The following is a 21,188-nucleotide window of genomic DNA, read 5'->3' as shown; positions in this document are numbered from 1 at the left end:
ATAAATCAATTATTTAAAAGTTTTCGAAATCAAAACCTAAAATTATAATAATAAGCATATAATGATATATAAATATATGCTTGAATAATATTATAGCGCTGAAATTTCAAAGACGTACTTGCCCCTGCCCCATAACGATCCATTTCTGACTGGTTAAACCATATAAACCCACCGGACCGCGTACATGGACTTTGTCAGTAGAAATTCCAATTTCTGCGCCTAAGCCATATTCATATCCATCAGCGAAACGAGTTGACGCATTCACCATGACACTAGATGAATCTACCATACGTAAGAATAACTGCGCATGAGATAAATCATTTGTAATAATACTGTCTGTATGATGGCTACCATAGTAATTAATATGACTGATGGCTTCACTGACATCATTGACTACTTTTATTGAAAGAATCGGAGCCAGATACTCAGTTGACCAATCAATTTCTGAAGCTGGAATAATATCATTATGCAAAATTTTCTGAGTAAGTTTACAGCCTCGTAACTCAACACCTTTTTCTGCATATTTTTGTTGAAGTACAGGTAATAACTCTGCTGCACGGCTAACATGAACCAGCAAAGTTTCCATAGTATTACATGTTCCGTAACGCGATGTTTTTGCATTTACAGCAATATTAATCGCCATTTCTGCCTCTGCAGAAGCATCAATATACACATGACATATACCGTCCAAATGTTTGATAACCGGTATACGTGCTTTTTCATTTACCCGCTGCACCAGACCTTTACCGCCCCGCGGAATAATTACATCAATATATTCAGATAAACCCACCAGTATATCCACACCGGCACGATCAGTATTAGTCAGCAGATTAACAGCATTTTCTGGTAAACCGGCTTGCTTTAATGATGATGTAATGACCGAAGCGATTGCCTTATTAGTATTGATTGCTTCGCTGCCACCCCGTAACACACAGCTGTTGCCTGTTTTCAGGCATAATATGGCTGCATCCAAAGTCACATTCGGGCGAGATTCATAAATCATACCTATTACACCTAACGGCACACGCATTTTACCGAGCGTAATGCCATTAGGCAGTACACGAAACTCATCCATTTCACCCACAGGGTTCGCTAATGCAGCAACCTGATGTACACCATCAATCATTGCCGCTATCCTGCTTTCATTAAGTTGCAACCGATCAAGTAAAGCAGTATCTATTCCCTGTTTTCGTGCTGCACTTATATCAGTTTCATTGGCAGCAAGAATCTTATTTCGTTCAGCAGACAGACCCAATGCAATAAATGACAATAACTGATTTTTCTGTGCAGTAGATGCCATATTAAGAGCATAACAAGCATCTTTGGCTGCTTTAGCCATTTCAGTAATATACTTGGTTAATTCCACACAAATCTACTTTCTACAAAGACAACACAAAAATCATTCGTATTCTCATATAAAATCACACAAGATACATTTACCCAACTAAAATAACCCTTGCATACCCATTAAAAATTATATGATATGTTAATTAAATCCTCTTTCAAAATTGTCTTAAGCGACACAATTAATCAATATGCGTATCTGTTGAATCTTTAAACTGGGTCTGAGGTTTTAATACAATCAAATTATCTACAGCACCTATTGCAGCAATATCTTTGCCCGGATAATCAAGTTCAGTAAGGAAATGACGTATACAATTGAGTCGTGCGCGTTTTTTATCGTCAGATTTAATTACTGTCCATGGCGCATCGCCGGTATGAGTATGGAAAAACATATCGTTTTTAGCTTCGGTATAATCATCCCAGCGATCCAGAGACTGAATATCAACCGGAGAAAGTTTCCAGTGCTTTAAAGGATCATCGCGCCGTGAAATAAAACGACGTAACTGCTCTTCACGGGATACAGAAAACCAAAATTTAAACAAATATATACCACTATTTACCAGCATACGCTCCAATTCCGGAGTCTGACGCATAAACTGCAAATATTCATGAGGCTGACAAAAGCCCATTACACGTTCCACACCGGCACGGTTATACCAGGAGCGGTCGAAAAATACCATTTCACCACTTGTAGGCAAGCGTTCAATATAACGCTGAAAATACCATTGACCTTTTTCAGTCTCAGTAGGCTTTTCAAGAGCCACTATTCGTGCGCCACGAGGATTAAGATGCTCCATAAAGCGTTTAATCGTTCCTCCCTTACCCGCTGCGTCTCTTCCTTCGAATAAGGATACAATTTTCTGACCCGACTCCTTAACCCAGTTTTGCACTTTCAAGAGTTCAATTTGCAATTTAGCTTTTTCTCGTTCATATGTTGAACGTCTCATTCGGGTACGATAAGGATAATTTGAAGGTAAAGGTGCTGTAGATGAATCTTCATCAGTATGCCTGCCTTCCAATACACTTCTCTCAAAAACTTTCAATCTTGCTTCTTTATCATTCGTACTAATTTCATCAGACTGCTCAGTCTGAGATTGTTGCTCACTCATATTGTTCCTTTCTTTTTAAACCAAAATCAGGCATAAAATTTATTTTAAAAATTGTGATAATTTGTTTAAACATTGTAACTCAATGTTATGCAATTACACCAAACAATATGACAAATTTAAAACAAACTATTGATATAATTTTTATATATTTATAGATATACTATTCCCAAATTCAAATTTATATATTTAAAAATATATTTTACACATTGAATTTTAAGAACATTATTAATTAATTAAATATTAATGATTTAATATATTTATATTTCAACAGTTAATAAAAATGGACAATCCGAATGATTGCCCATTTTAGTAAATTACAATTTTATTAATATAAAATTTTAAAATAATGAGTCTAACTGACTATTAGTACCAGATTTGGGGACAACTGGTACTTCTCCAGCATCATCAACATCACCACTTTTACCATTCGTTTTGGCCGTTACCGGTCCGTCAGCACGATTATCCAATGGCAAATCAGGATTAGTTGTCTGATGTTCTTTAAGAAAATATTCTCCGGATTTCTGAATAATACCAGCTGGAACAGGTGTATTAACTATAGGTTTACCTTTTAATGCATAACGCATATATTCCAGCCATACCGGTACAGCAATTGTACCCCCAAAAGCTGAACGCCCCATACTGCGCGGACGATCATATCCTATATAAACTGCGCTAACGATGTTCGGATTAAAGCCTACGAACCAAGCATCCTTATTATCATTAGTTGTACCCGTTTTACCTGCAATATCGCTACGCCCAAGTGCGTGTGCACTATAAGCAGTACCATGATTAACTACATCCATCATCATGTGATATAAAATGAATGCATTGCGCGGATCAATAGCCTGTGGCGCATTTTGCTTAGCAACTAATGGTTGCATTTGCGCACGCAGGTTACCACGACTGTCATAAATCCGGTCAATCACATAATTGGAAACTTTAAAACCACCATTAGCAAAAATAGCATAACCTTCAGCCATCTGCATTGGCGTTACCTCACCACTGCCAAGTGCCATGGATAGACTATTCGGAATCTGATCCAGACGAAAACCAAAATGCTGGACATATTGTCTGGCATAGTCAACACCCATAGCCATCAGTATACGGATTGAAACCATATTTTTGGATGCAGTTAAGGCTTGACGTAACGTGATAAACCCAGCATAACGACCGTCTGAGTTTTTAGGTGTCCAAGCACGCCCGCCTGCACCCATTCCCGGCATAACAATCGGAGCATCATTTACCACCGTCGCCGGCGTGAAGCCTTTAGCAATAGCTGCTGAATAAATAAAAGGCTTAAAAGAAGAACCAGGCTGACGTTTGGCCTGAGTCACACGGTTAAAACTTCGACGATAAAAATCATAACCACCTACCAAAGCTTTTACAGCTCCAGTCTGAGCATCCAGAGCAACAATCGCCCCCTGAAGCTCCGGCTGCTGTACAATTCGATAACTCTTACCATCACCTCGTACATGTACTACTGAGCCCACACGTACGGCAGCGTCATCCAGTTTCGCATTATTAATGGTTCGTTTAATCCAGTTATAACTACTACCGCTAATTCTGCTTTCACCTACACCACCTATGTACACCACAATTGAATTTGAACCAAGTTCAGTTACTACAGCCGGCAACATACCGTCTACAGCAGAACGATTTGCCAGATACTGTTCTATCTGCTCATCACGAATATCTTCCGGGATTTTACTCAGGTCAAAAAATCCTTCCGCTCCACGGTAAGCCGAACCTCTATCAAAATTATTCAATGTTTTACGCAATGCTTCAGTTGCTACAGCCTGATCCTGTGAATTGACTGTTGTATAAACGCGAAACCCCTGTGTATAGGCTGCATCACCATATTTTTCATACATTTGCTGGCGAACCATTTCAGCAACATAGAGCGCATTCTGATCTATAGGTTGTTGATAATGAACGTAATTTAATGGTTCTGCAAAAGCAGCATCAGCCTGAGCTTGTGTAATTTTGCCCATTTCCACCATATTATTGAGAATATAACGCTGGCGCATTTTAGCCCGTTGCGGATTTACAACAGGATTAAAGGTGGAAGGAGCCTTAGGTAAACCAGCCAAAATCGTTGCTTCTGCCAAGTCCAGTTTTTGTACCGGCTTATTAAAATAAACAAGAGAAGCGGCAGCAAACCCATAAGCACGCTGCCCCAGATAAATCTGATTAAAATAAAGCTCAAGAATCTGATCTTTACTTAATTTCTGTTCAATCTTGTAAGCAAGAAGCGCTTCATTAAATTTACGCGTATAGGTGCGCTCATTAGTCAGATAAAAATTACGTGCTACCTGCTGAGTAATCGTACTGGCACCAGATTGCACACCACCAGTTAGATTTGTAATCAAAGCACGGGTTACACCAATAAAATCGACTCCGCCATGATCATAAAAACGTTTATCTTCAGCGGCTACCACTGCATCTTTCAGCACCTGAGGAAAGTCATTGATTCTTGTAAAAGCACGTTTTTCCTCTCCAAACTGCCCCAGCAGTTTATTATCTGCCGAATAAATTGTAAGCGGCAGTTTGGGTTGATAATGCGTCACTGCTTCCAGAGAAGGCAGCTTCGGATAGGTAACCATAATCGCTACTGCCAGCAAACCGACAGCAAAAAGCGCCAGCCCGGCAAGCAAACCTACGGTTGAAAGTAATAATTTTCTAATCATAATCAACTAATTTTCATTTAAGGCTGCGAAATATATCCAAAATAAAGTAAACTTTGGTCTTAATTTTGTTAGCAACACAGAACAGTAATTTTCAACACCCGACATTACCCGTTTGATAAACAGACAGAAAGCCCTTTCATGAAACTGAATAATTTCAAAATAAATTCAAAGAATAAGAAGGTGGCCACAACATCCTCGAGACAAAGTCTTGGTATCAGTATTACTGATAAAAGCATTAATATGGTGCTATTAAATGCACGCAGTTTAAATCAATTTCGTCTCGAAAAATACGTTGTTGTCCCTCTACCAAAAAATATTGTAGGTAATGGCAGTATAGAAAATCATGAAGAACTTGTTGCTTACCTACAACAGGCAAAACAAAAACTACAAAGTAATTGCCGGAACATTACAGCGGCAATTTCACAAAAGCAGGTGTCAGTCCAATTCCTCGACCGTGATCTGGATACAGAGTATACCGAAGAAGAACAAATTATGGCTGAACTGAGTCAATATGACTCTCTGGATGAAGTCAGTTATGATTATCAGAAGATTGATACAAACGATCAGGGAAAAGAATGTCTTTTGCTGGTTAATGGTAAGCGGGATGATGTAAATATACTGATGGATGTCTATACTGATGCCGGAATAATACCCAGCCAGATGGATGTAGATTTAATGGCGATAATGAATAGTGCCATCACATGGATTAATTTTAGACAACCGGAACTTACCAATAAATGTGTTGCTGTCTTCAACATTGATTATAGTGAAACTCAGGCAATTATCATGTGCCACGGTAAGTTACTCTACAAACAGGAAATTAATCTTGGCTATGATCATTTGATGCAGTCTTTAAGACGCAATTATCAGTTTACCGAAGAAGAAGCATGGGACATGCTTTATAATCCATCCAAACCTGAAGATTACAATACAGCTGTGGCACAGCCGTTCCAGCAACAGTTTATTCAGGAAATACAGAGGGTATTGCAGTTTTACTTTACTTCAGCCAGTCAGGAAAATGAAATTGATGAAATCCTGATTTTCGGCTATGGCAATAAAGGTGCTAATGAATTTACTGAAAATATTACTCAGCAAACACGTATACCTGCACAGCAAATCAACCCTGTATTACTGGCACAGCCAAGTGATAACATCCCACAGACGAAATTACTTCAAGACAGCAGTTTATTAACCGTTCCATTTGGTCTGGCTATAAGAGGATTATAAGATGTTACCTTTATTAAAAATTAACCTGCTGCCTTACCGCGAAGCATTACAAGCCAAGCAAAAAAAGCAATTTCAGACATTATTAGCCGGAGCTGCTCTAATTGGGTTCGGTCTGGCTTTCCTCGGCTATCTGGCTGTTGAAAGCAGAGTAAGCAGCCAGGAAAGCCGTAATCTGGTTTTAGAGAACGGTATTAAAAAACTGGATTCAGAAATAGCAGAAATTTCCAAGCTGCAGGAAGAACGTAAGAACTTTATCGCGCGACAGGAAAAAGTTGAAGAACTATCAAACAAACGATTTGAAGCCGCGCGTATACTGGATACATTAAATACCGTAGCACCTATGGGATTGTACATAACCAGTATTGAAGCTCAGAATTCCTCTACCTACATAGTCAATGGTAAAGCATTCAGTGACGCTAAAACTGCTGCATTTATGAATGCAATACCAGGACAATTATTCAGCACTCCAGAATTACTCAATATTAAACGGGTAAATAATGTACAAGAATTCAGCATTCGTATTTCTCTGAATAGCAATATTGGGCAACCATATGACATTACTCAGGCAAATCAGAATACTAATCCAATCCCAAGAGATACTGCAGATCAAAATGAGGCAGCGTCTGATGCAGCAGCCGCATCAAACTGAAGGAGCAGTTGAACATGGCAAAAAATATTGATTTGAAAGCAATTAATTTAAACTCCCTACCTCAGCAAAGTAAGCCTATACAATTAGGTATTGCCGGAGCAATCATTGTTATTATTCTAATTCTCGCCTACTTCTTTGTTTACAGTGGTTTAAATGAACAAATCAGTCAGCTGCGGCAGGAAGAAGAAACACTGAAACAGACATATACGGAAAAAAGCAGACAGGCAGCTCATCTGGATGCTTTAAAAGCAGAACTGGATTCTATTAATGGCTCATTTAATATATTATTAAAGCAGTTGCCAACACAGGCTGAAATTCCGAATCTGATTCAGGAATTACATGAATGCGCAACCAAAAACGGACTAAATATGGACAGTGTAACACCTGCTCAGGTCCAAAATACTGAATCAGATAATCAAACTGACAAAAAGTCTGAACTGCAGGTAATTCAAACATTACCTTACAACATTACCCTGACAGGCAATTACAATCAGATTAGCCAGTTTCTCCGCGATGTAGGAAAATTATCACGAATCGTAACGTTGAACTCAATTGTTATCAAACGGAATGAAAAAGATAATACGCTTACTTTGAACGCGGTTGCCAATACCTATAAAGCACTAACCGATGCAGAAATAAAAGCACAGAACAATGATAAAAAATAAGCCTAGTTTCTGTAAAACAGTACTTTATAACATATATGCAACGGATAAATTATGAATAAATATTTACTTTTTCTTGGTCTTTTTGCATTAGGTGCCTGTTCTTCAGCAAATGAAGATTTAGATGAATGGATGCAAAACACCAGACAGCAGGTAAAAACTCAGAATGTTAAACCCAATGAAACCAAGTTAAATATTCAGCCTACTTATACGCCACCTGTACAACCAAAACTGAATATTTTTGATCCGGCAAGATTTAAGGCCGGGGTTCAGGGTTCGAATGCACCAGATTTAAACCGGCCTAAACAAATTCTGGAAAATTTTTCATTAGATGAATTACATTACGTTGGATTGATAAAGGGTGCAGGTAAAGCTCCTTCTGCATTTATTTCTGTAAACGGACATGTATATACCGTTAATGTGGGAAATTATCTCGGACAAAGTTTCGGACGTATTACGGCAATAACGCAAGATGAAATTGTAATTTCAGAATTAGTTGAAGACTCGTACGGTAACTGGACAACACATCGTGCCAGCTTACCTTTACAGGCTGCAGACAGCACCTCCACGGAAACAACCGAGCAAGACGACTGATACAAGTAACCCATTTAAGAATAAAAGGTACCAAATATGAAAATTAAAACCATATCTATTTTATCCACTCTGGGTCTGGGTTTACTGAGTCAGAGTATAATGGCAGGAAATATTACTGCTATTAATGTTGGTGCACTGCAAAATCAACAACGATTGATTAAAATTCATTTTGATAAAGACCCGGCTCTACCACGTGGTTTTACAACCGAAAATCCTGCACGTATTGCACTGGATTTTGCGAGTACCGGTTTAACCGTACCACAGAATCTGCTTAAATTTGATGATCCTGTATTACAGCAGATTGAAGCTGGTCAGACAGCTGACCGAACACGCATCATGCTTTCACTATCAAAAGCAGCACAATATAATGCAACCATAAAAGGTAATGAAGTCTGGGTTTATGTACAAGACCCGCTTCCGGTTAAAAACAAAGCAAAAAATAAACAAGCTTCTGTTCCTACCGATTCTGCTCCGGTATTCAATGCACCTTATCCGGCACCTAATATAACTGAACAAGTAGTTAACCGTCAGACTTCCAGTATAGCTGATAATGCTTACAATGTTGCTGATCCGGTTCCGGTTAATGTAGATTTTCAAAAAGGTAAAAACGGTAATGGTGTGGTTTCCATTATCGGATTGAATGGCAAAGCACAGCCAACCATTAAAAGTAACGCTGCGACTCTTACTTTAACCTATAAAAATGTTCCCTTATTAACTGAACAGCAACGTAACTTAGATGTTACCGATTTCAGTACACCGGTACGAGCCATACGTTTACGCAGAATCGGTAACGACACTGAAGTTAGCATTCAGATGCAGGGTGACTGGGACTATACTCAAATGACAAGTGGCAATAATCTTGTCCTGCAGATTTCACGCAAATTTGATGTAGAAAATAAGGGAATACAAGCTAATAATAAATCATTTAAAGGTAAACGCGTATCTCTGGATTTTCAGGATATTGATGTCCGCACTATTTTACAAATTCTGGCAAAAGAATCTGGCATGAACATCGTCGCCAGTGACAGCGTTCAAGGCAAAATGACCATTTCATTGAAAGATGTTCCCTGGGATCAGGCTCTGAATCTGGTTATGGAAACACGAAATCTTGATATGCGTCGTGAAGGAAATGTTATCAATATTGCTCCGCGTGATGAATTCATGTCCAGAGATACTGCCTCTCTTGAACAACAAAGGAAACTGGATGATTTAGGTCCGTTAATTTCTCAGACATTCCAGCTTAAATACCGCAGTGTAGAGGATTTTAAGAAAATATTGCATTTGTCAGATGACGGTAGCTCAAGCGATAGTAAAAGTATTCTGAGCCCTCGTGGTAGTGCCTTACTCGATCCGGCAACTAACACTTTAATTATCACTGATATTAGTAGTGTAATTAAAAAATTTGAAAAACTGATAGCTCAGGTTGATATTTCTTCTCAGCAAGTATTAATTGAAGCAAGAATTGTTGAAACTACAGATAGTTTCGCGCGTGAATTAGGTACCAAGTTCGGTTATACTAGAGGAACTACCCATACTGATATTGGCGGTACAGTTTCTCTTCAGGATGATAGTAAAGGTACGACCCGTAATCCGAATTTTGAACTTGGATTTCCAAATATTAATCTGGGTGTAACTAATCCTACTTCCGTTGTATCCTGGGTACATAAATTTGCTTCAGGTGCGTTAGCTTTGGAACTTTCAGCATCGCAGGCTCAAGGTAAAACCAAAATTATTTCTTCACCCCGTGTATTAACTCAGGACCGTAAAGAAGCCAAAATTGAATCAGGTTATGAAGTTCCGTACCAGGAAGCTACTTCAAGTGGCGCTACCTCAACCAGTTTCAAAGATGCTGTCTTGGGGTTGAAAGTAACACCACAGATTACTCCTGACGGCAATATCATTATGACATTGAATGTACAGAATGATCGTCCGATTGCCTGTTCAAATGTCGCACCGGATGTACTTCGTTCAGGCGATATCTGTATGCAAAAACGCAATGTTGTTACCCAGACCATGATTGAAAATGGTGGAACATTAATCATTGGTGGCATTTACAATGAAAATAATGAAAATAGTATAGATAAAATACCTTTATTAGGTGATATTCCGGGCATTGGTAATTTGTTTAAACACAGAAAGAATACCCAGCAACGTAATGAATTACTTGTTTTCATTACACCTCGGGTAGTTGATTCTTCTAGCGCACCTTTGAAATATTAATTAACCTTTTCACCAAAAACTTAGCCAGCCTGTAAAACAGGCTGGCTTTTTAATTATTAAATATCTACAAGGAAAAAAACATTTATTAAAGTTATATTTTCTATTTATCAAATATAACTACTTTTCTCGCTATTATTTTTTAAAGTTAGAAAAACAGAAATATACTCATTTACAGATTATGCTATTCATCAAGTATCTACATCAGTTTACTAATGCATAAACTACGGCTCTCAGTTACAATGACAGACATGGATAATATAGCTGGCAATCTGATTCTGATCGGTTTGATGGGAGCAGGTAAAACTACTCTTGGTAAACAACTGGCAACAAAATTACATCGCGATTTTTATGATAGCGATCAAGTAATATGTGAACGTACTGGCGTATCTATTCCCACTATTTTTGAAGTTGAAGGAGAAGCCGGTTTTCGTTTTCGAGAAGCTGCGATTATCAGCGAGCTGGTGCAGCAAAAAAATATTGTTATTGCCACTGGTGGCGGTACTATTTTACAAATCGAAAACCGACTTAAACTGCAACAAAATGGTCACGTTGTTTATCTGCATGCCCAACCGGAAATACTGTTAAGCAGAATTCAGCACGACAAAAACCGACCACTACTTCAAGTTTCTGATCCTCTGGCAAAATTGCAAGAATTATATACTGTACGTGATCCTATCTATCGTGCAACAGCCCATACCATAATAGATGTAGACAGTCCTTATAGCTCCAGGACGATTAATCGATTAATTCGATTATTACGATACCCCTCTCAACAACTCTCTCTTTTATAACCCATCATGTATACCCTTTCTGTTGCAACTGCTTCACACCAGTACCCGATATTTATTGGCAGTAATCTGCTGAAATCTGCACAAAATATTCTTGCTCCTTATTTAAATCATAAAATTGCCATTGTTACCAATGTAACCGTTGCTGAATTGTATCTACCTCAATGGCAGCAAATCATGAATCAGGCAGGCCATGAATATTTCAGTATTATTCTGCCAGACGGAGAACGGTATAAAAATTGGGAGACTCTCAATTTAATTTATGATGGTCTGATGCAAAACCGTGCGGAACGTCAAACCACCTTACTGGCCTTAGGAGGAGGTGTAATTGGCGATATGGTAGGTTTTGCCGCTGCTACCTATCAGCGCGGAGCACCTTTTATCCAGATTCCTACAACACTGCTCAGTCAGGTAGATTCATCAGTTGGCGGTAAAACAGCAATCAATCATCCTTTAGGAAAAAATATGATTGGAGCGTTTTATCAGCCCCAAGCCGTATTTATTGACTTAAACAGTTTGCAAACATTGCCTGCACGTGAATTTTCTGCCGGTTTAGCAGAAGTAATCAAATATGCCGTATTAGGTGATATCGAATTTCTTCAATGGCTGGAAAATAACATCACCGCATTAATGGCACAGAGTCCAACAATACTGGCTGAGGCCGTTTATCGTTGCTGTCAGATGAAAGCTGAAATTGTTGGTGCCGATGAAAAAGAAGCCGGTATCCGTGCTTATTTAAATCTGGGACATACATTCGGTCATGCCATCGAAGCAGAAATGGGTTATGGTAACTGGCTGCATGGAGAAGCTGTGGCTGCCGGTACAGTACTTGCCTGCCGTTTATCTGAGCAACTGGGTTATTTGAACAAAAAAGATACGGAGCGTGTGATTGCATTATTAAATCAGGCCAAGCTACCCGTTCTCCCTCCGGCGATGTCACTTAAGGCATGGCTTGGACATATGAGCCATGATAAAAAAGTAATTGATGGAAAATTACGTTTTGTTGCACTTAAACAACTTGGGCAGGCAATGATAGCTGATGATATTGTAACCGAAACACTAGCCACAACTCTGAAACCCTATATCTTGTGAAGCATGTTAGAATCTGCGCCTAATTCTATCATCGACTTTTACATTAAACACAAGATAAAGTATGACTAATCAATCCGATCTCCAGGCGGAAAATAATCACGATCATAAACGCAGCATCCGCAGTTTTGTTCTTCGTCAAGGCCATATGACAGCTGCCCAGCAACGCGCCATTGATACTCAATGGCCACTATTTGGTATTGATTTTGACCAAAATCAAATTGATTTAGATACCATTTTCAATCGTCCTTCACCGAAAATTCTGGAAATTGGCTTTGGGATGGGAGTAGCAACAGCTGCAATTGCCCAAAACCTGCCTGAGTGTGATTTTCTGGCTATTGATGTACACGGCCCGGGCGTAGGTAATCTGCTAAAACTGATTCAGGAGCAGAATATTCAGAATATAAGGGTGATGCGCCACGATGCGGTGGAAGTCATCAATTACATGCTCCATGATAATAGTTTGCATGGAATTCATATTTTCTTTCCTGATCCATGGCATAAAAAACGCCATAATAAACGACGCCTGATTCAAATACCTTTTATTGCCCAATTACTTCCCAAACTGAAGCCAATCGGCTATATCCATTTGGCTACCGACTGGCAGGAATATGCCGATCAGATGCTTGAAGTGCTATCTGGCTTCCCTGAATTACAAAATACTGCTGAAGATTTTGCTGCCACTCCTGCCTACCGGCCGGAAACTAAATTTGAAGCACGCGGAAAACGTCTGGGACACGGTGTGTGGGATTTGATTTTTGTAAAAAAATAACATCAAGAATTAATAAAAAGTAAAGACATTTAAGGTACAATCAACCTGATTGCATTGCGGCAATTCTTTTTTCTGTTAAATAATATTGCTGTCTTCTAAGGAACTGAGATGTTTCAGAATGTCGAATACTATCCGGGCGATCCCATTCTGGGTCTGATGGATCAATACAAACAAGATTCACGTAATCAGAAAGTAAATTTGGGTGTTGGCGTTTATTGTGATGATACCGGCCATGTCCCGGTACTGGAATGCGTTAGCACCGTAGAATCGGAACTGGTTAAAGAAAATTTACCACATGATTACCTGCCTATGGACGGACTGCCCGGTTATCGCCAGGCCTGCCAGAAATTATTACTTGGCAGTGAACATGAAGCTATTAAAAGTGCACGAGTTGCTACCATTGCCAGCCTTGGTGGTTCTGGTGCCCTGCGCGTCGGTGCTGAATTTATTCACCGTTGGTTTCCTCAGGCAAAAGTTTATGTCAGCAATCCTACCTGGGGTAACCACATCAGTATTTTTGAGGGTGCAGGCATAGAAGTACTAAAATACCCCTACTATGATCCTGAAACAATTGGCATTAAATTCACAGAATTAAAACAATTCCTTCAGCAACTGGATGCAGGCAATATTATTTTGTTACATCCATGCTGCCATAATCCCACCGGTGTAGACCCAAGCCAAGAACAATGGGATGAGCTGCTTGAGATTATCAAACAAAAACAACTTATCCCTTTTATGGATATAGCATATCAAGGCTTTGGTGACGATATAGAAACCGATACCTATGCTATCCGTAAAGCTGTTGATTTAGGCTTATGCGTTTATATCAGCAACTCTTTTTCTAAAAATCTTTCAATGTACGGCGAGCGAGTGGGTGGTCTGAGTATTGTCTGCCCGACAGCTGAAGAAGCCCGTCTTGTACAAAGTCAGCTTAAATTTACTGTACGCCGTTTATATTCAAGCCCTCCTGCTCACGGCGGTCATGTCGTTGACCGTGTAATGAACAATAGTCAATTATTCAAGCAGTGGGAACAGGAAGTCTATATGATGCGCGATCGTATTCGCGCTATGCGCAGCCGTTTGCATGAAGTCTTACAAGCAAAATTCCCAGAGCGCGATTTCAGCTATTTTGTAAAACAACGGGGTATGTTCAGCTTCACTGGTCTGAATCCGCAGCAAGTTGAACGTCTGAAAAGCGAATTTGGTGTATATATGGTTGAAAATGGTCGTATGTGCATGGCTGGATTAAATAGCAGTAATATAGAATACGTAGCCAATGCAATGGTTGCTGTATTAAAGTAATTAGTGTCTGAACATTGAAACTGGCTGATTATTAACTAGTCAGCCAGTTTCATTATTTGTATTACCAACACAATAAATTCAATTACAAAGTAAATTTCTTAATTGACTTGATGAATAGCAAACCGGCGTAACCGGAAAGCCAATGCAATATTCATGACACCGAATAATGCTGCATAAACACCAATTACCCAGGTTAATGCTATACCGCCCTGCACTGGATCAATTAACAGAATAACACCCACCAAAACCGATAAGATACCGGCAATAATCATCCACCATTCACCCTGAAGAGTTTTGCGAAGACGTATTGCAGTTATAATTTGGAATATACCGGATATCAAAGCCCAAGCAGCAATAAATGTAATTAAAACCAGCCAGGTAATTCCCGGAACAAAAAATGTCAGGATACCGGCCAGAATACTTACAATACCCCAAATCAGCATTAACCACCAATCCTGATGACTTTTTCGACCATTAATAGAAATGATTACGCCCATTACACCATCTATTAAAGCATAAACACCGAAGAATATAACCATGACCATTATAGTTATGAATGGATAGAACCACGTTAGCAACCCAAAAATCAATGCAGCAATCCCACGTAAAAGTACTATCCACCAATTTTTTGAAAGTAAATTAGCTAACGGACTGCGAAATGTAAAATTATTCACAATATTTCCTTTAATTAAATGTCCATTTCTAAATGATAAAATATTAATGGATAAGATATCAATAAACGATTGCTATTGATAACGCTTATTTTTATATAACAGCCAGCCATCATAATGCCGATGCTTTGGATCATGGTGTGTCCAATGGACTAATCCGCCACGGTTGTTACTGATATATTCACCTGAAAAGCCAACTGTGTCATCACGCTGCAAATCATTCAGCCTCGGCGCTATATCAATATTATGCACTATTAAAACCGTACTATCTGTACCTGTACGCAGTATAAAACGCTGATGACGACTGCCTTTATTATCATCAGGTAATGTTTTAATAACTTTACCTTCTCCATATACCTGTACTTTATCAAGATTTTCTTTTTGAGCTTGCTCAATCGACACACTTTCCTTTGGATTACTTGCAGCAGGTGCAGCAGTAAAACTATGCCGCATAGATTTAAAAGAATTAATTACCTGTTCCTGTGCCTGACTTTTTGGCCGTTCGTCTGTTGTGCTTTGCAACCACAACCATAATCCCAGCGCCACAATAACCAGCAAAATTACTTTCTTCATAAGTAAAAATTTTGATGTGCAATTAGTAACAATTTATTTCATCATACAAAATGTAATCAGCGTTAGCAAAATTAATGTTGATATAAATAAAAAAATCAGGCTATCCGAGCACTCGGATAGCCTGATTCTAATAAAAACTATAATAATTTATTTTTTATAAGCTAATGCTGCTTTAATAAAGGCTGTAAACAAAGGATGGCCATTTTTTGGTGTTGAAGTAAACTCAGGATGAAACTGACAAGCGAAAAACCAAGGGTGATTCGGTAATTCAATTGTTTCAACCAAACGCTCATGTCCGGTAGATACACCGCCAATAACCAAACCAGCCTGTTCTAACTGTGGCACATAATAGTTATTAACTTCATAACGATGACGATGACGCTCGCGAATCAACTCATTACCATAAATGTTTCTCGCCAATGAGCCGTCAGCCAGTTTAACTTCTTGTGCGCCTAAACGCATCGTACCGCCAAGATTAGTATTAACATCACGCTTTTCAATCTGCCCGTCCCTGTCTTGCCACTCACTAATCAAAGCAACAACAGGATGCTGGGTTTTCAGATCAAATTCAGTTGAATTGGCTCCATCCAGATTAGCCACATCACGTGCATATTCAATCAGCGCGATTTGCATACCCAGACAGATACCCAGATAAGGAATTTGCTTTTCACGAGCATAACGAACAGCAGCGATTTTTCCTTCAACACCACGCGTACCGAAACCACCGGGAACCAGTATGGCGTCCATATTTTCTAAGCAGCCTGTTCCTTCCGTTTCCAGAGCTTCACTATCAATATAATGAATATCTACTTCAGTTTCGGTCTGAATACCAGCATGCTTTAAAGCTTCCGACAAAGATTTATATGACTCAGTTAAATCGACATATTTGCCGACCATGGCAATTTTTACTTTGTGTTTCGGATGTTGTACTAAATAAACAATCTTATTCCATGCAGTCAGATCGGCCTGCTGAACATTCAGTTGCAGCTGCTCACAGATAATATTGTCAATACCCTGATCATGAAGCATTGCCGGCACTTCATAAATGCTGTTAACATCATAACAGCTTATAACCGCACGCTCTTCAACATTACAGAACAAAGCGATCTTACGTTTTTCTTCTTCCGGCATCGGCCGGTCCATACGGCAGATAAGTACATCCGGCTGAATGCCGATTTCACGTAATTCTTTAACGGAATGCTGGGTCGGTTTGGTTTTTATCTCACCTGCAGCCGCAATATACGGTACATAGGAAAGATGAACAAAAAGAGTATTGGTTCGCCCTTGCTGGCTGCGCATTTGTCTGATGGCTTCCAGAAAAGGCAAAGACTCGATATCACCTACCGTACCTCCAATTTCGACAATCGCCACATCGAAACCGGCAGCACCTTCATGAATTTTGCGTTTGATTTCATCAGTAATGTGGGGAATAACCTGAACCGTACCCCCCAGATAATCACCACGGCGTTCTTTATGAATTACACTTTCATACACCTGGCCGGATGTAAAATTATTGCGCTTTTGCATCGTAGCATCAATAAAGCGCTCGTAATGCCCGAGATCCAGATCTGTTTCAGCACCATCATCAGTAACAAATACTTCCCCATGCTGAAAAGGACTCATTGTACCCGGATCAACATTAATATATGGATCCAGTTTAAGCATGGTTACTTTTAAACCACGGGATTCTAAAATAGCAGCAGTAGACGCAGCGGCAATGCCTTTACCCAGTGAAGAGACCACACCGCCAGTTACAAAAATAAACTTGGTCATGACAATCAGCAGGAAATTGAATTAAGCATTTTAGCCGAAAATAGCATGAAATGAAAGATACTGCCCAGTCGCATAAAGAGTAAGAATATTATCTCCAGATTGGCGCAATAATCACGGTTGTGGCATAATTAATCACCGTAACCGCTAAATTTTTATTATGTTGCAATCTGGACATATTTTCATTGTTTCCGCCGCTTCCGGAACAGGCAAAACCACTCTGGTTTCACGTCTGAGTGCCTGTCAGCCTGATATCCGTATTTCTATCTCTCACACCACCAGAATGCCGCGAGATGGAGAGCAAAATGGCATTCATTACCATTTTGTCAGCCGTGATGAATTTGAGCAAATGATTGCTGCCAATGCTTTCATAGAATATGCAAATGTCTATGGTAATTATTACGGCACCAGTTTAAAAGCTGTTGAGTCATTATCAAAACAGGGCTATAACGTTATTCTGGAAATAGATGTGCAGGGTGCTGAACAGATCCGCCGTTTATTACCGGAAGCCACCAGCATTTTTATTTTGCCTCCTTCAATGGCTGAGCTGAACGAACGTCTGCGAAACAGAGGCACGGATAGTGAAGATGTAATAGCCTACCGGTTGGAAAAATCACGTGAAGAAATAGAGCAAAGCCTGTTATTCGATTATGTGATTGTTAATGAAGAGATTACTCAAGCAGAAAATGACCTGCTGGCGATTATTCGCTCAGTTGGCTTGCGTGCCAAAGCACAAAGCCAGACAATTATACAAATTTTATCCGAAAAATAATTTATTTACCTTTTATTACTTATCCTGATATCAGGAATGGAACTCAGATTATGGCTCGTATCACTGTAGAAGATTGTATCGGACGTATTCCGAATCATTTTGACCTGACCATGATAGCTGCTTTACGCGCCCGTCAGCTTGCCAACGGCGCTACTGCACTGGTCGAAGAAGATCATGATAAACCGACTGTCATTGCCTTGCGCGAAATTGCCGGCGGACAAATCGGAACAGAATTACTTAACCAGCAAAAATAATACAGGCAAACAGCCATGTACCCCCCCAGCGTGCCTTATAAACCACCAGTAAACCAATGGCGAGATAATCTTTTCGCACATACAGAATATCTGAATAAACAAGAACGCTGGGAATTGCTGGAACAGGCATGCGCCTATATATATTCTCTTGCAGACAAAACTGGCAAAACTGCATTACTAGAACGCAGTTTTGCCATTACTACATCTCTTGCACAAAATCTGCACAGAGTACAGGCTCTTGCTGCCGTTTTAATCAAAATTGCTTTTGAAGATTTAGGTACTTCAGATTCTCACCTGCCAAGCCATGCATTAGGACAGGTGGGGATGAAAATTTTAAACGAAATTAATATCTCAGCATATACCGATATTGCCTCACAACTTAAATGCTGTGAGCAGCAAATAGAAAACAGCTATCATGCCATTATTGCCGAGGCACAGAATAAATTATTGCACACCGCATCCTACCTCGGAAAAGATGATCTGCGATTACTTGGCAAAGCCTGCGAATTCGGTGCAACTGCACATCAGGGACAGTTTCGCAATAGCGGCCTGCCCTATATTACCCACCCTATAGCGGTGGCGACACAACTGGCTGAATGGCATGTAGACATTCAGGCTTTATGTGCAGGCGTATTACACGATGTGCTGGAAGATACCGGTACCACCAAAGAAGAAATTATAGCCGTATTCGGAGAAACCATAGCCAATATGGTTGACGGTCTATCGAAACTGGAAAAGCTGGAATATAACAGCCAACAGGAAGCACAGGCTGAAAGTTTCCGCAAGCTTATTATGGCAATGACACAGGACGTACGGGTGATCATTGTCAAGCTGTCAGACCGGCTGCACAATATGCGCACACTGTCAGCAAAAAAACCAGCTAGCCGAAGACGTATTGCTCAGGAAACCATGGAAATCTATGCGCAGCTGGCCAATCGCATCGGATTAAACCATGTTTATCGCGAATTACAGGACCTGGCATTCAAGCATTTGTATCCGCATCGCTATGAAGTTCTTGCCAAAGCTATTCAGTCATCCCGGCGTAACCGGCGTGACGTGGTAGGAAAAGTACTGCGCGCATTCAGTCAGCGTCTGGTTAGTGCCAATATCGAGGCACAGGTAAGAGGTCGAGAAAAAAATCTTTATAGCATATATGAAAAAATGCGCCGGAAAAATCTCCACTTTGCCGACGTAATGGATATATATGCATTCAGAGTTATCGTTAATAATATACCAGCCTGCTATACTGCTTTAGGTGTATTGCATAATCTTTACAAGCCTAAGCCGGGAAGAATTAAAGATTATATTGCCATTCCTAAAAATAATGGTTACCAAAGTCTGCACACCATACTGGTAGGCCCGTATGGTCTGCCAATTGAAGTACAGATTCGTACACATGAAATGGATACCATTGCCGAACGCGGTATAGCCAGTTACTGGATGCACAAAGATGGTGAGCAGAATAGCTTTGATCAGGCTCAGATGCGTACTAATCAATGGCTGCAAAGCATACTTGATATTCAGGCGCATAGTGCCAATGCCATTGAATTCTTTGAACATGTAAAAACTGATCTGTTTCCAAACGAGGTATACGTTTTCACCCCTAAAGGCAAAATCATTACCTTACCGGAAGGTGCCACACCAGTGGATTTTGCTTATGCAGTCCACACCGGCATTGGTAATCGCACTGTTTCAGCACGTATTAATCACAATCTTATGCCATTACGCACCCGACTGCACACTGGTGATACAGTAGAAATCATTACCTCCAGCAATGGTCATCCTACCCCGGCATGGCTTGATTTTGCCGTTTCCAGCCATGCACGCAGTGCCATTCGCAGCCAGATTAAAAAAATGAATCGCTCAGATGCTATCCGTCTGGGTGAGAAATTATTACAAAAAGCACTCTCCAGCCTGTTACCGGAAAACGTTTTACTTTCAGACAGCCTGAAAGATAAATATCTGGCCGATTTACAACAGAAAAATACTTCCTTTGAAAATATCCTGTGCGAAGTTGGTATGGGATTGTTGCAACCGGTTTCCATAGCCATGCACATCGCAGAGCTGGCCGGAGAACACTTTAACAACACTATTAAACTGGCACCCATTAATCTTACCGGCAATGAATCTACCCATATTCATCTGGCCAAATGCTGCCACCCTATTCCCGGCGATACTATTAAAGCCCTATTAATCAAAGATCAGGGAATCATTATTCATCGTGACACTTGCAACACCATTCTGAAAACAGATCCTGAGCTTCAGCTTGATGCTAACTGGGATATTATGCAGGCAAGCAACTATCAAACAACACTGTGTCTGAATGCAATCGACAGTCATGGCTTACTGGCCACTATTGCTCAGGCGATTTCCTCCAATGGCGGAGATATCAAGTCGGTTGAAACAACATCGAAAAAACTTGAAGGCATTGAGGGATTTATCGAATTTCGCTTTGTTTTACAGGTAAAAGATCTAGACCAGCTGAACCAGATTACCCGGGATCTGCACTCTGTACCTCAGATTCGCCGCGTAAACCGCGTCTGAACAATCTTTCCTGATAAATATTCATATATATCCGTTAAATATCATCTTGACGAACGATATTTAATCAGACATAATTCTGCCTTATTTTTAAAATAAACCTATGTCTGTTATTACTTTGTTTATTACAGATATAGCCATCATTTACACCTTAGGAGGTGATG

General features: G+C 39.9%; 18 protein-coding genes. 12 read left to right on the top strand and 6 right to left on the bottom strand.

Annotation, left to right across the window (positions count from 1 at the left end; translation table 11 throughout):
• Nucleotides 1–106 precede the first annotated feature (106 nt).
• The 3 genes from H3V00_RS05420 to H3V00_RS05410 form a co-directional block, all read right to left on the bottom strand.
• Entirely contained in the window at nt 107–1,366 is a 1,260-nt protein-coding gene (locus H3V00_RS05420; protein WP_280522348.1) for a glutamate-5-semialdehyde dehydrogenase, read from the bottom strand.
• 160 nt (nt 1,367–1,526) lie between these two features.
• Nucleotides 1,527–2,453, bottom strand: a complete 927-nt coding sequence (gene ppk2 / locus H3V00_RS05415; RefSeq protein WP_198206853.1) for a polyphosphate kinase 2 — start codon at nt 2,451–2,453, stop codon at nt 1,527–1,529.
• Nucleotides 2,454–2,791: 338 nt separating this feature from the next.
• The gene (locus H3V00_RS05410; protein ID WP_025331035.1) at nt 2,792–5,140 is read right to left on the bottom strand and encodes a penicillin-binding protein 1A; all 2,349 of its coding nucleotides are present in this window, start codon (nt 5,138–5,140) and stop codon (nt 2,792–2,794) included.
• 180 nt (nt 5,141–5,320) lie between these two features.
• Here H3V00_RS05410 and pilM point away from each other — a divergent pair, with 180 nt between their 5' ends.
• The 9 genes from pilM (at nt 5,321) to H3V00_RS05365 (ending at nt 14,443) form a co-directional block, all read left to right on the top strand.
• Entirely contained in the window at nt 5,321–6,367 is a 1,047-nt protein-coding gene (pilM, locus tag H3V00_RS05405; RefSeq protein ID WP_157785022.1) for a type IV pilus biogenesis protein PilM, read from the top strand.
• 1 nt (nt 6,368) lies between these two features.
• A complete protein-coding gene (locus tag H3V00_RS05400) occupies nt 6,369–7,016 on the top strand; it encodes a PilN domain-containing protein (protein ID WP_025331037.1) in 648 nt (215 codons plus the stop codon).
• Nucleotides 7,017–7,030: 14 nt separating this feature from the next.
• Nucleotides 7,031–7,681 carry a type 4a pilus biogenesis protein PilO gene (locus tag H3V00_RS05395; protein WP_025331038.1) on the top strand — a complete coding sequence of 217 codons (651 nt, stop codon included), beginning with the start codon at nt 7,031–7,033 and terminating at the stop codon, nt 7,679–7,681.
• 51 nt (nt 7,682–7,732) lie between these two features.
• Nucleotides 7,733–8,272, top strand: a complete 540-nt coding sequence (locus H3V00_RS05390) for a pilus assembly protein PilP (RefSeq protein WP_110414359.1) — start codon at nt 7,733–7,735, stop codon at nt 8,270–8,272.
• A gap of 36 nt (nt 8,273–8,308) precedes the next feature.
• On the top strand, nt 8,309–10,492 hold the full coding sequence (gene pilQ / locus H3V00_RS05385) for a type IV pilus secretin PilQ (protein ID WP_198206854.1): 2,184 nt from the start codon (nt 8,309–8,311) through the stop codon (nt 10,490–10,492).
• Nucleotides 10,493–10,731: 239 nt separating this feature from the next.
• A complete protein-coding gene (locus H3V00_RS05380) occupies nt 10,732–11,283 on the top strand; it encodes a shikimate kinase (protein WP_025331041.1) in 552 nt (183 codons plus the stop codon).
• 6 nt (nt 11,284–11,289) lie between these two features.
• Nucleotides 11,290–12,372, top strand: a complete 1,083-nt coding sequence (aroB, locus tag H3V00_RS05375; RefSeq protein ID WP_198206855.1) for a 3-dehydroquinate synthase — start codon at nt 11,290–11,292, stop codon at nt 12,370–12,372.
• Nucleotides 12,373–12,433: 61 nt separating this feature from the next.
• A complete protein-coding gene (gene trmB / locus H3V00_RS05370; RefSeq protein WP_198206856.1) occupies nt 12,434–13,141 on the top strand; it encodes a tRNA (guanosine(46)-N7)-methyltransferase TrmB in 708 nt (235 codons plus the stop codon).
• Between the two features lie 108 nt (nt 13,142–13,249).
• Nucleotides 13,250–14,443, top strand: a complete 1,194-nt coding sequence (locus H3V00_RS05365) for an amino acid aminotransferase (protein ID WP_198206857.1) — start codon at nt 13,250–13,252, stop codon at nt 14,441–14,443.
• Between the two features lie 98 nt (nt 14,444–14,541).
• On the opposite strand, the gene H3V00_RS05360 is transcribed toward H3V00_RS05365, so the two are convergent.
• The 3 genes from H3V00_RS05360 to H3V00_RS05350 form a co-directional block, all read right to left on the bottom strand.
• Nucleotides 14,542–15,117, bottom strand: a complete 576-nt coding sequence (locus H3V00_RS05360; protein ID WP_025331045.1) for an HdeD family acid-resistance protein — start codon at nt 15,115–15,117, stop codon at nt 14,542–14,544.
• Between the two features lie 72 nt (nt 15,118–15,189).
• Nucleotides 15,190–15,687, bottom strand: a complete 498-nt coding sequence (locus tag H3V00_RS05355; RefSeq protein ID WP_025331046.1) for a DUF3465 domain-containing protein — start codon at nt 15,685–15,687, stop codon at nt 15,190–15,192.
• 147 nt (nt 15,688–15,834) lie between these two features.
• On the bottom strand, nt 15,835–17,460 hold the full coding sequence (locus H3V00_RS05350) for a CTP synthase (RefSeq protein WP_198206858.1): 1,626 nt from the start codon (nt 17,458–17,460) through the stop codon (nt 15,835–15,837).
• Nucleotides 17,461–17,617: 157 nt separating this feature from the next.
• Here H3V00_RS05350 and gmk point away from each other — a divergent pair, with 157 nt between their 5' ends.
• The 3 genes from gmk to H3V00_RS05335 are packed head-to-tail and all read left to right on the top strand — an operon-like array spanning nt 17,618 to nt 21,027.
• Complete coding sequence (gmk, locus tag H3V00_RS05345; protein ID WP_198206859.1) at nt 17,618–18,229, top strand: guanylate kinase; 612 nt, start codon at nt 17,618–17,620, stop codon at nt 18,227–18,229.
• Nucleotides 18,230–18,279: 50 nt separating this feature from the next.
• A complete protein-coding gene (gene rpoZ, locus H3V00_RS05340) occupies nt 18,280–18,483 on the top strand; it encodes a DNA-directed RNA polymerase subunit omega (protein ID WP_025331049.1) in 204 nt (67 codons plus the stop codon).
• Nucleotides 18,484–18,498: 15 nt separating this feature from the next.
• Nucleotides 18,499–21,027, top strand: coding sequence for a bifunctional (p)ppGpp synthetase/guanosine-3',5'-bis(diphosphate) 3'-pyrophosphohydrolase (locus H3V00_RS05335; RefSeq protein WP_198206860.1), 2,529 nt, complete (start codon nt 18,499–18,501; stop codon nt 21,025–21,027).
• Nucleotides 21,028–21,188: the final 161 nt, after the last annotated feature.

The organism is Snodgrassella sp. W6238H11, from assembly GCF_016100525.1.
GTDB lineage: Bacteria > Pseudomonadota > Gammaproteobacteria > Burkholderiales > Neisseriaceae > Snodgrassella > Snodgrassella alvi.
The sequence above is the reverse complement of the archived record's forward strand: the minus strand, read 5'-3'. Positions and strand labels throughout refer to the sequence as shown.

What these genes read in the sequence shown, in the direction of transcription:
- ppk2 (WP_198206853.1), bottom strand. Translation starts at nt 2,453, where the DNA reads ATGAGTGAGCAACAATCTCAGACTGAGCAGTCTGATGAAATTAGTACG.
- H3V00_RS05350 (WP_198206858.1), bottom strand. Translation starts at nt 17,460, where the DNA reads ATGACCAAGTTTATTTTTGTAACTGGCGGTGTGGTCTCTTCACTGGGT.
- H3V00_RS05400 (WP_025331037.1), top strand. Translation starts at nt 6,369, where the DNA reads ATGTTACCTTTATTAAAAATTAACCTGCTGCCTTACCGCGAAGCATTA.
- H3V00_RS05395 (WP_025331038.1), top strand. Translation starts at nt 7,031, where the DNA reads ATGGCAAAAAATATTGATTTGAAAGCAATTAATTTAAACTCCCTACCT.
- aroB (WP_198206855.1), top strand. Translation starts at nt 11,290, where the DNA reads ATGTATACCCTTTCTGTTGCAACTGCTTCACACCAGTACCCGATATTT.
- rpoZ (WP_025331049.1), top strand. Translation starts at nt 18,280, where the DNA reads ATGGCTCGTATCACTGTAGAAGATTGTATCGGACGTATTCCGAATCAT.
- gmk (WP_198206859.1), top strand. Translation starts at nt 17,618, where the DNA reads ATGTTGCAATCTGGACATATTTTCATTGTTTCCGCCGCTTCCGGAACA.
- H3V00_RS05410 (WP_025331035.1), bottom strand. Translation starts at nt 5,140, where the DNA reads ATGATTAGAAAATTATTACTTTCAACCGTAGGTTTGCTTGCCGGGCTG.
- H3V00_RS05365 (WP_198206857.1), top strand. Translation starts at nt 13,250, where the DNA reads ATGTTTCAGAATGTCGAATACTATCCGGGCGATCCCATTCTGGGTCTG.
- H3V00_RS05390 (WP_110414359.1), top strand. Translation starts at nt 7,733, where the DNA reads ATGAATAAATATTTACTTTTTCTTGGTCTTTTTGCATTAGGTGCCTGT.
- pilQ (WP_198206854.1), top strand. Translation starts at nt 8,309, where the DNA reads ATGAAAATTAAAACCATATCTATTTTATCCACTCTGGGTCTGGGTTTA.
- H3V00_RS05335 (WP_198206860.1), top strand. Translation starts at nt 18,499, where the DNA reads ATGTACCCCCCCAGCGTGCCTTATAAACCACCAGTAAACCAATGGCGA.
- H3V00_RS05355 (WP_025331046.1), bottom strand. Translation starts at nt 15,687, where the DNA reads ATGAAGAAAGTAATTTTGCTGGTTATTGTGGCGCTGGGATTATGGTTG.
- trmB (WP_198206856.1), top strand. Translation starts at nt 12,434, where the DNA reads ATGACTAATCAATCCGATCTCCAGGCGGAAAATAATCACGATCATAAA.
- H3V00_RS05380 (WP_025331041.1), top strand. Translation starts at nt 10,732, where the DNA reads ATGACAGACATGGATAATATAGCTGGCAATCTGATTCTGATCGGTTTG.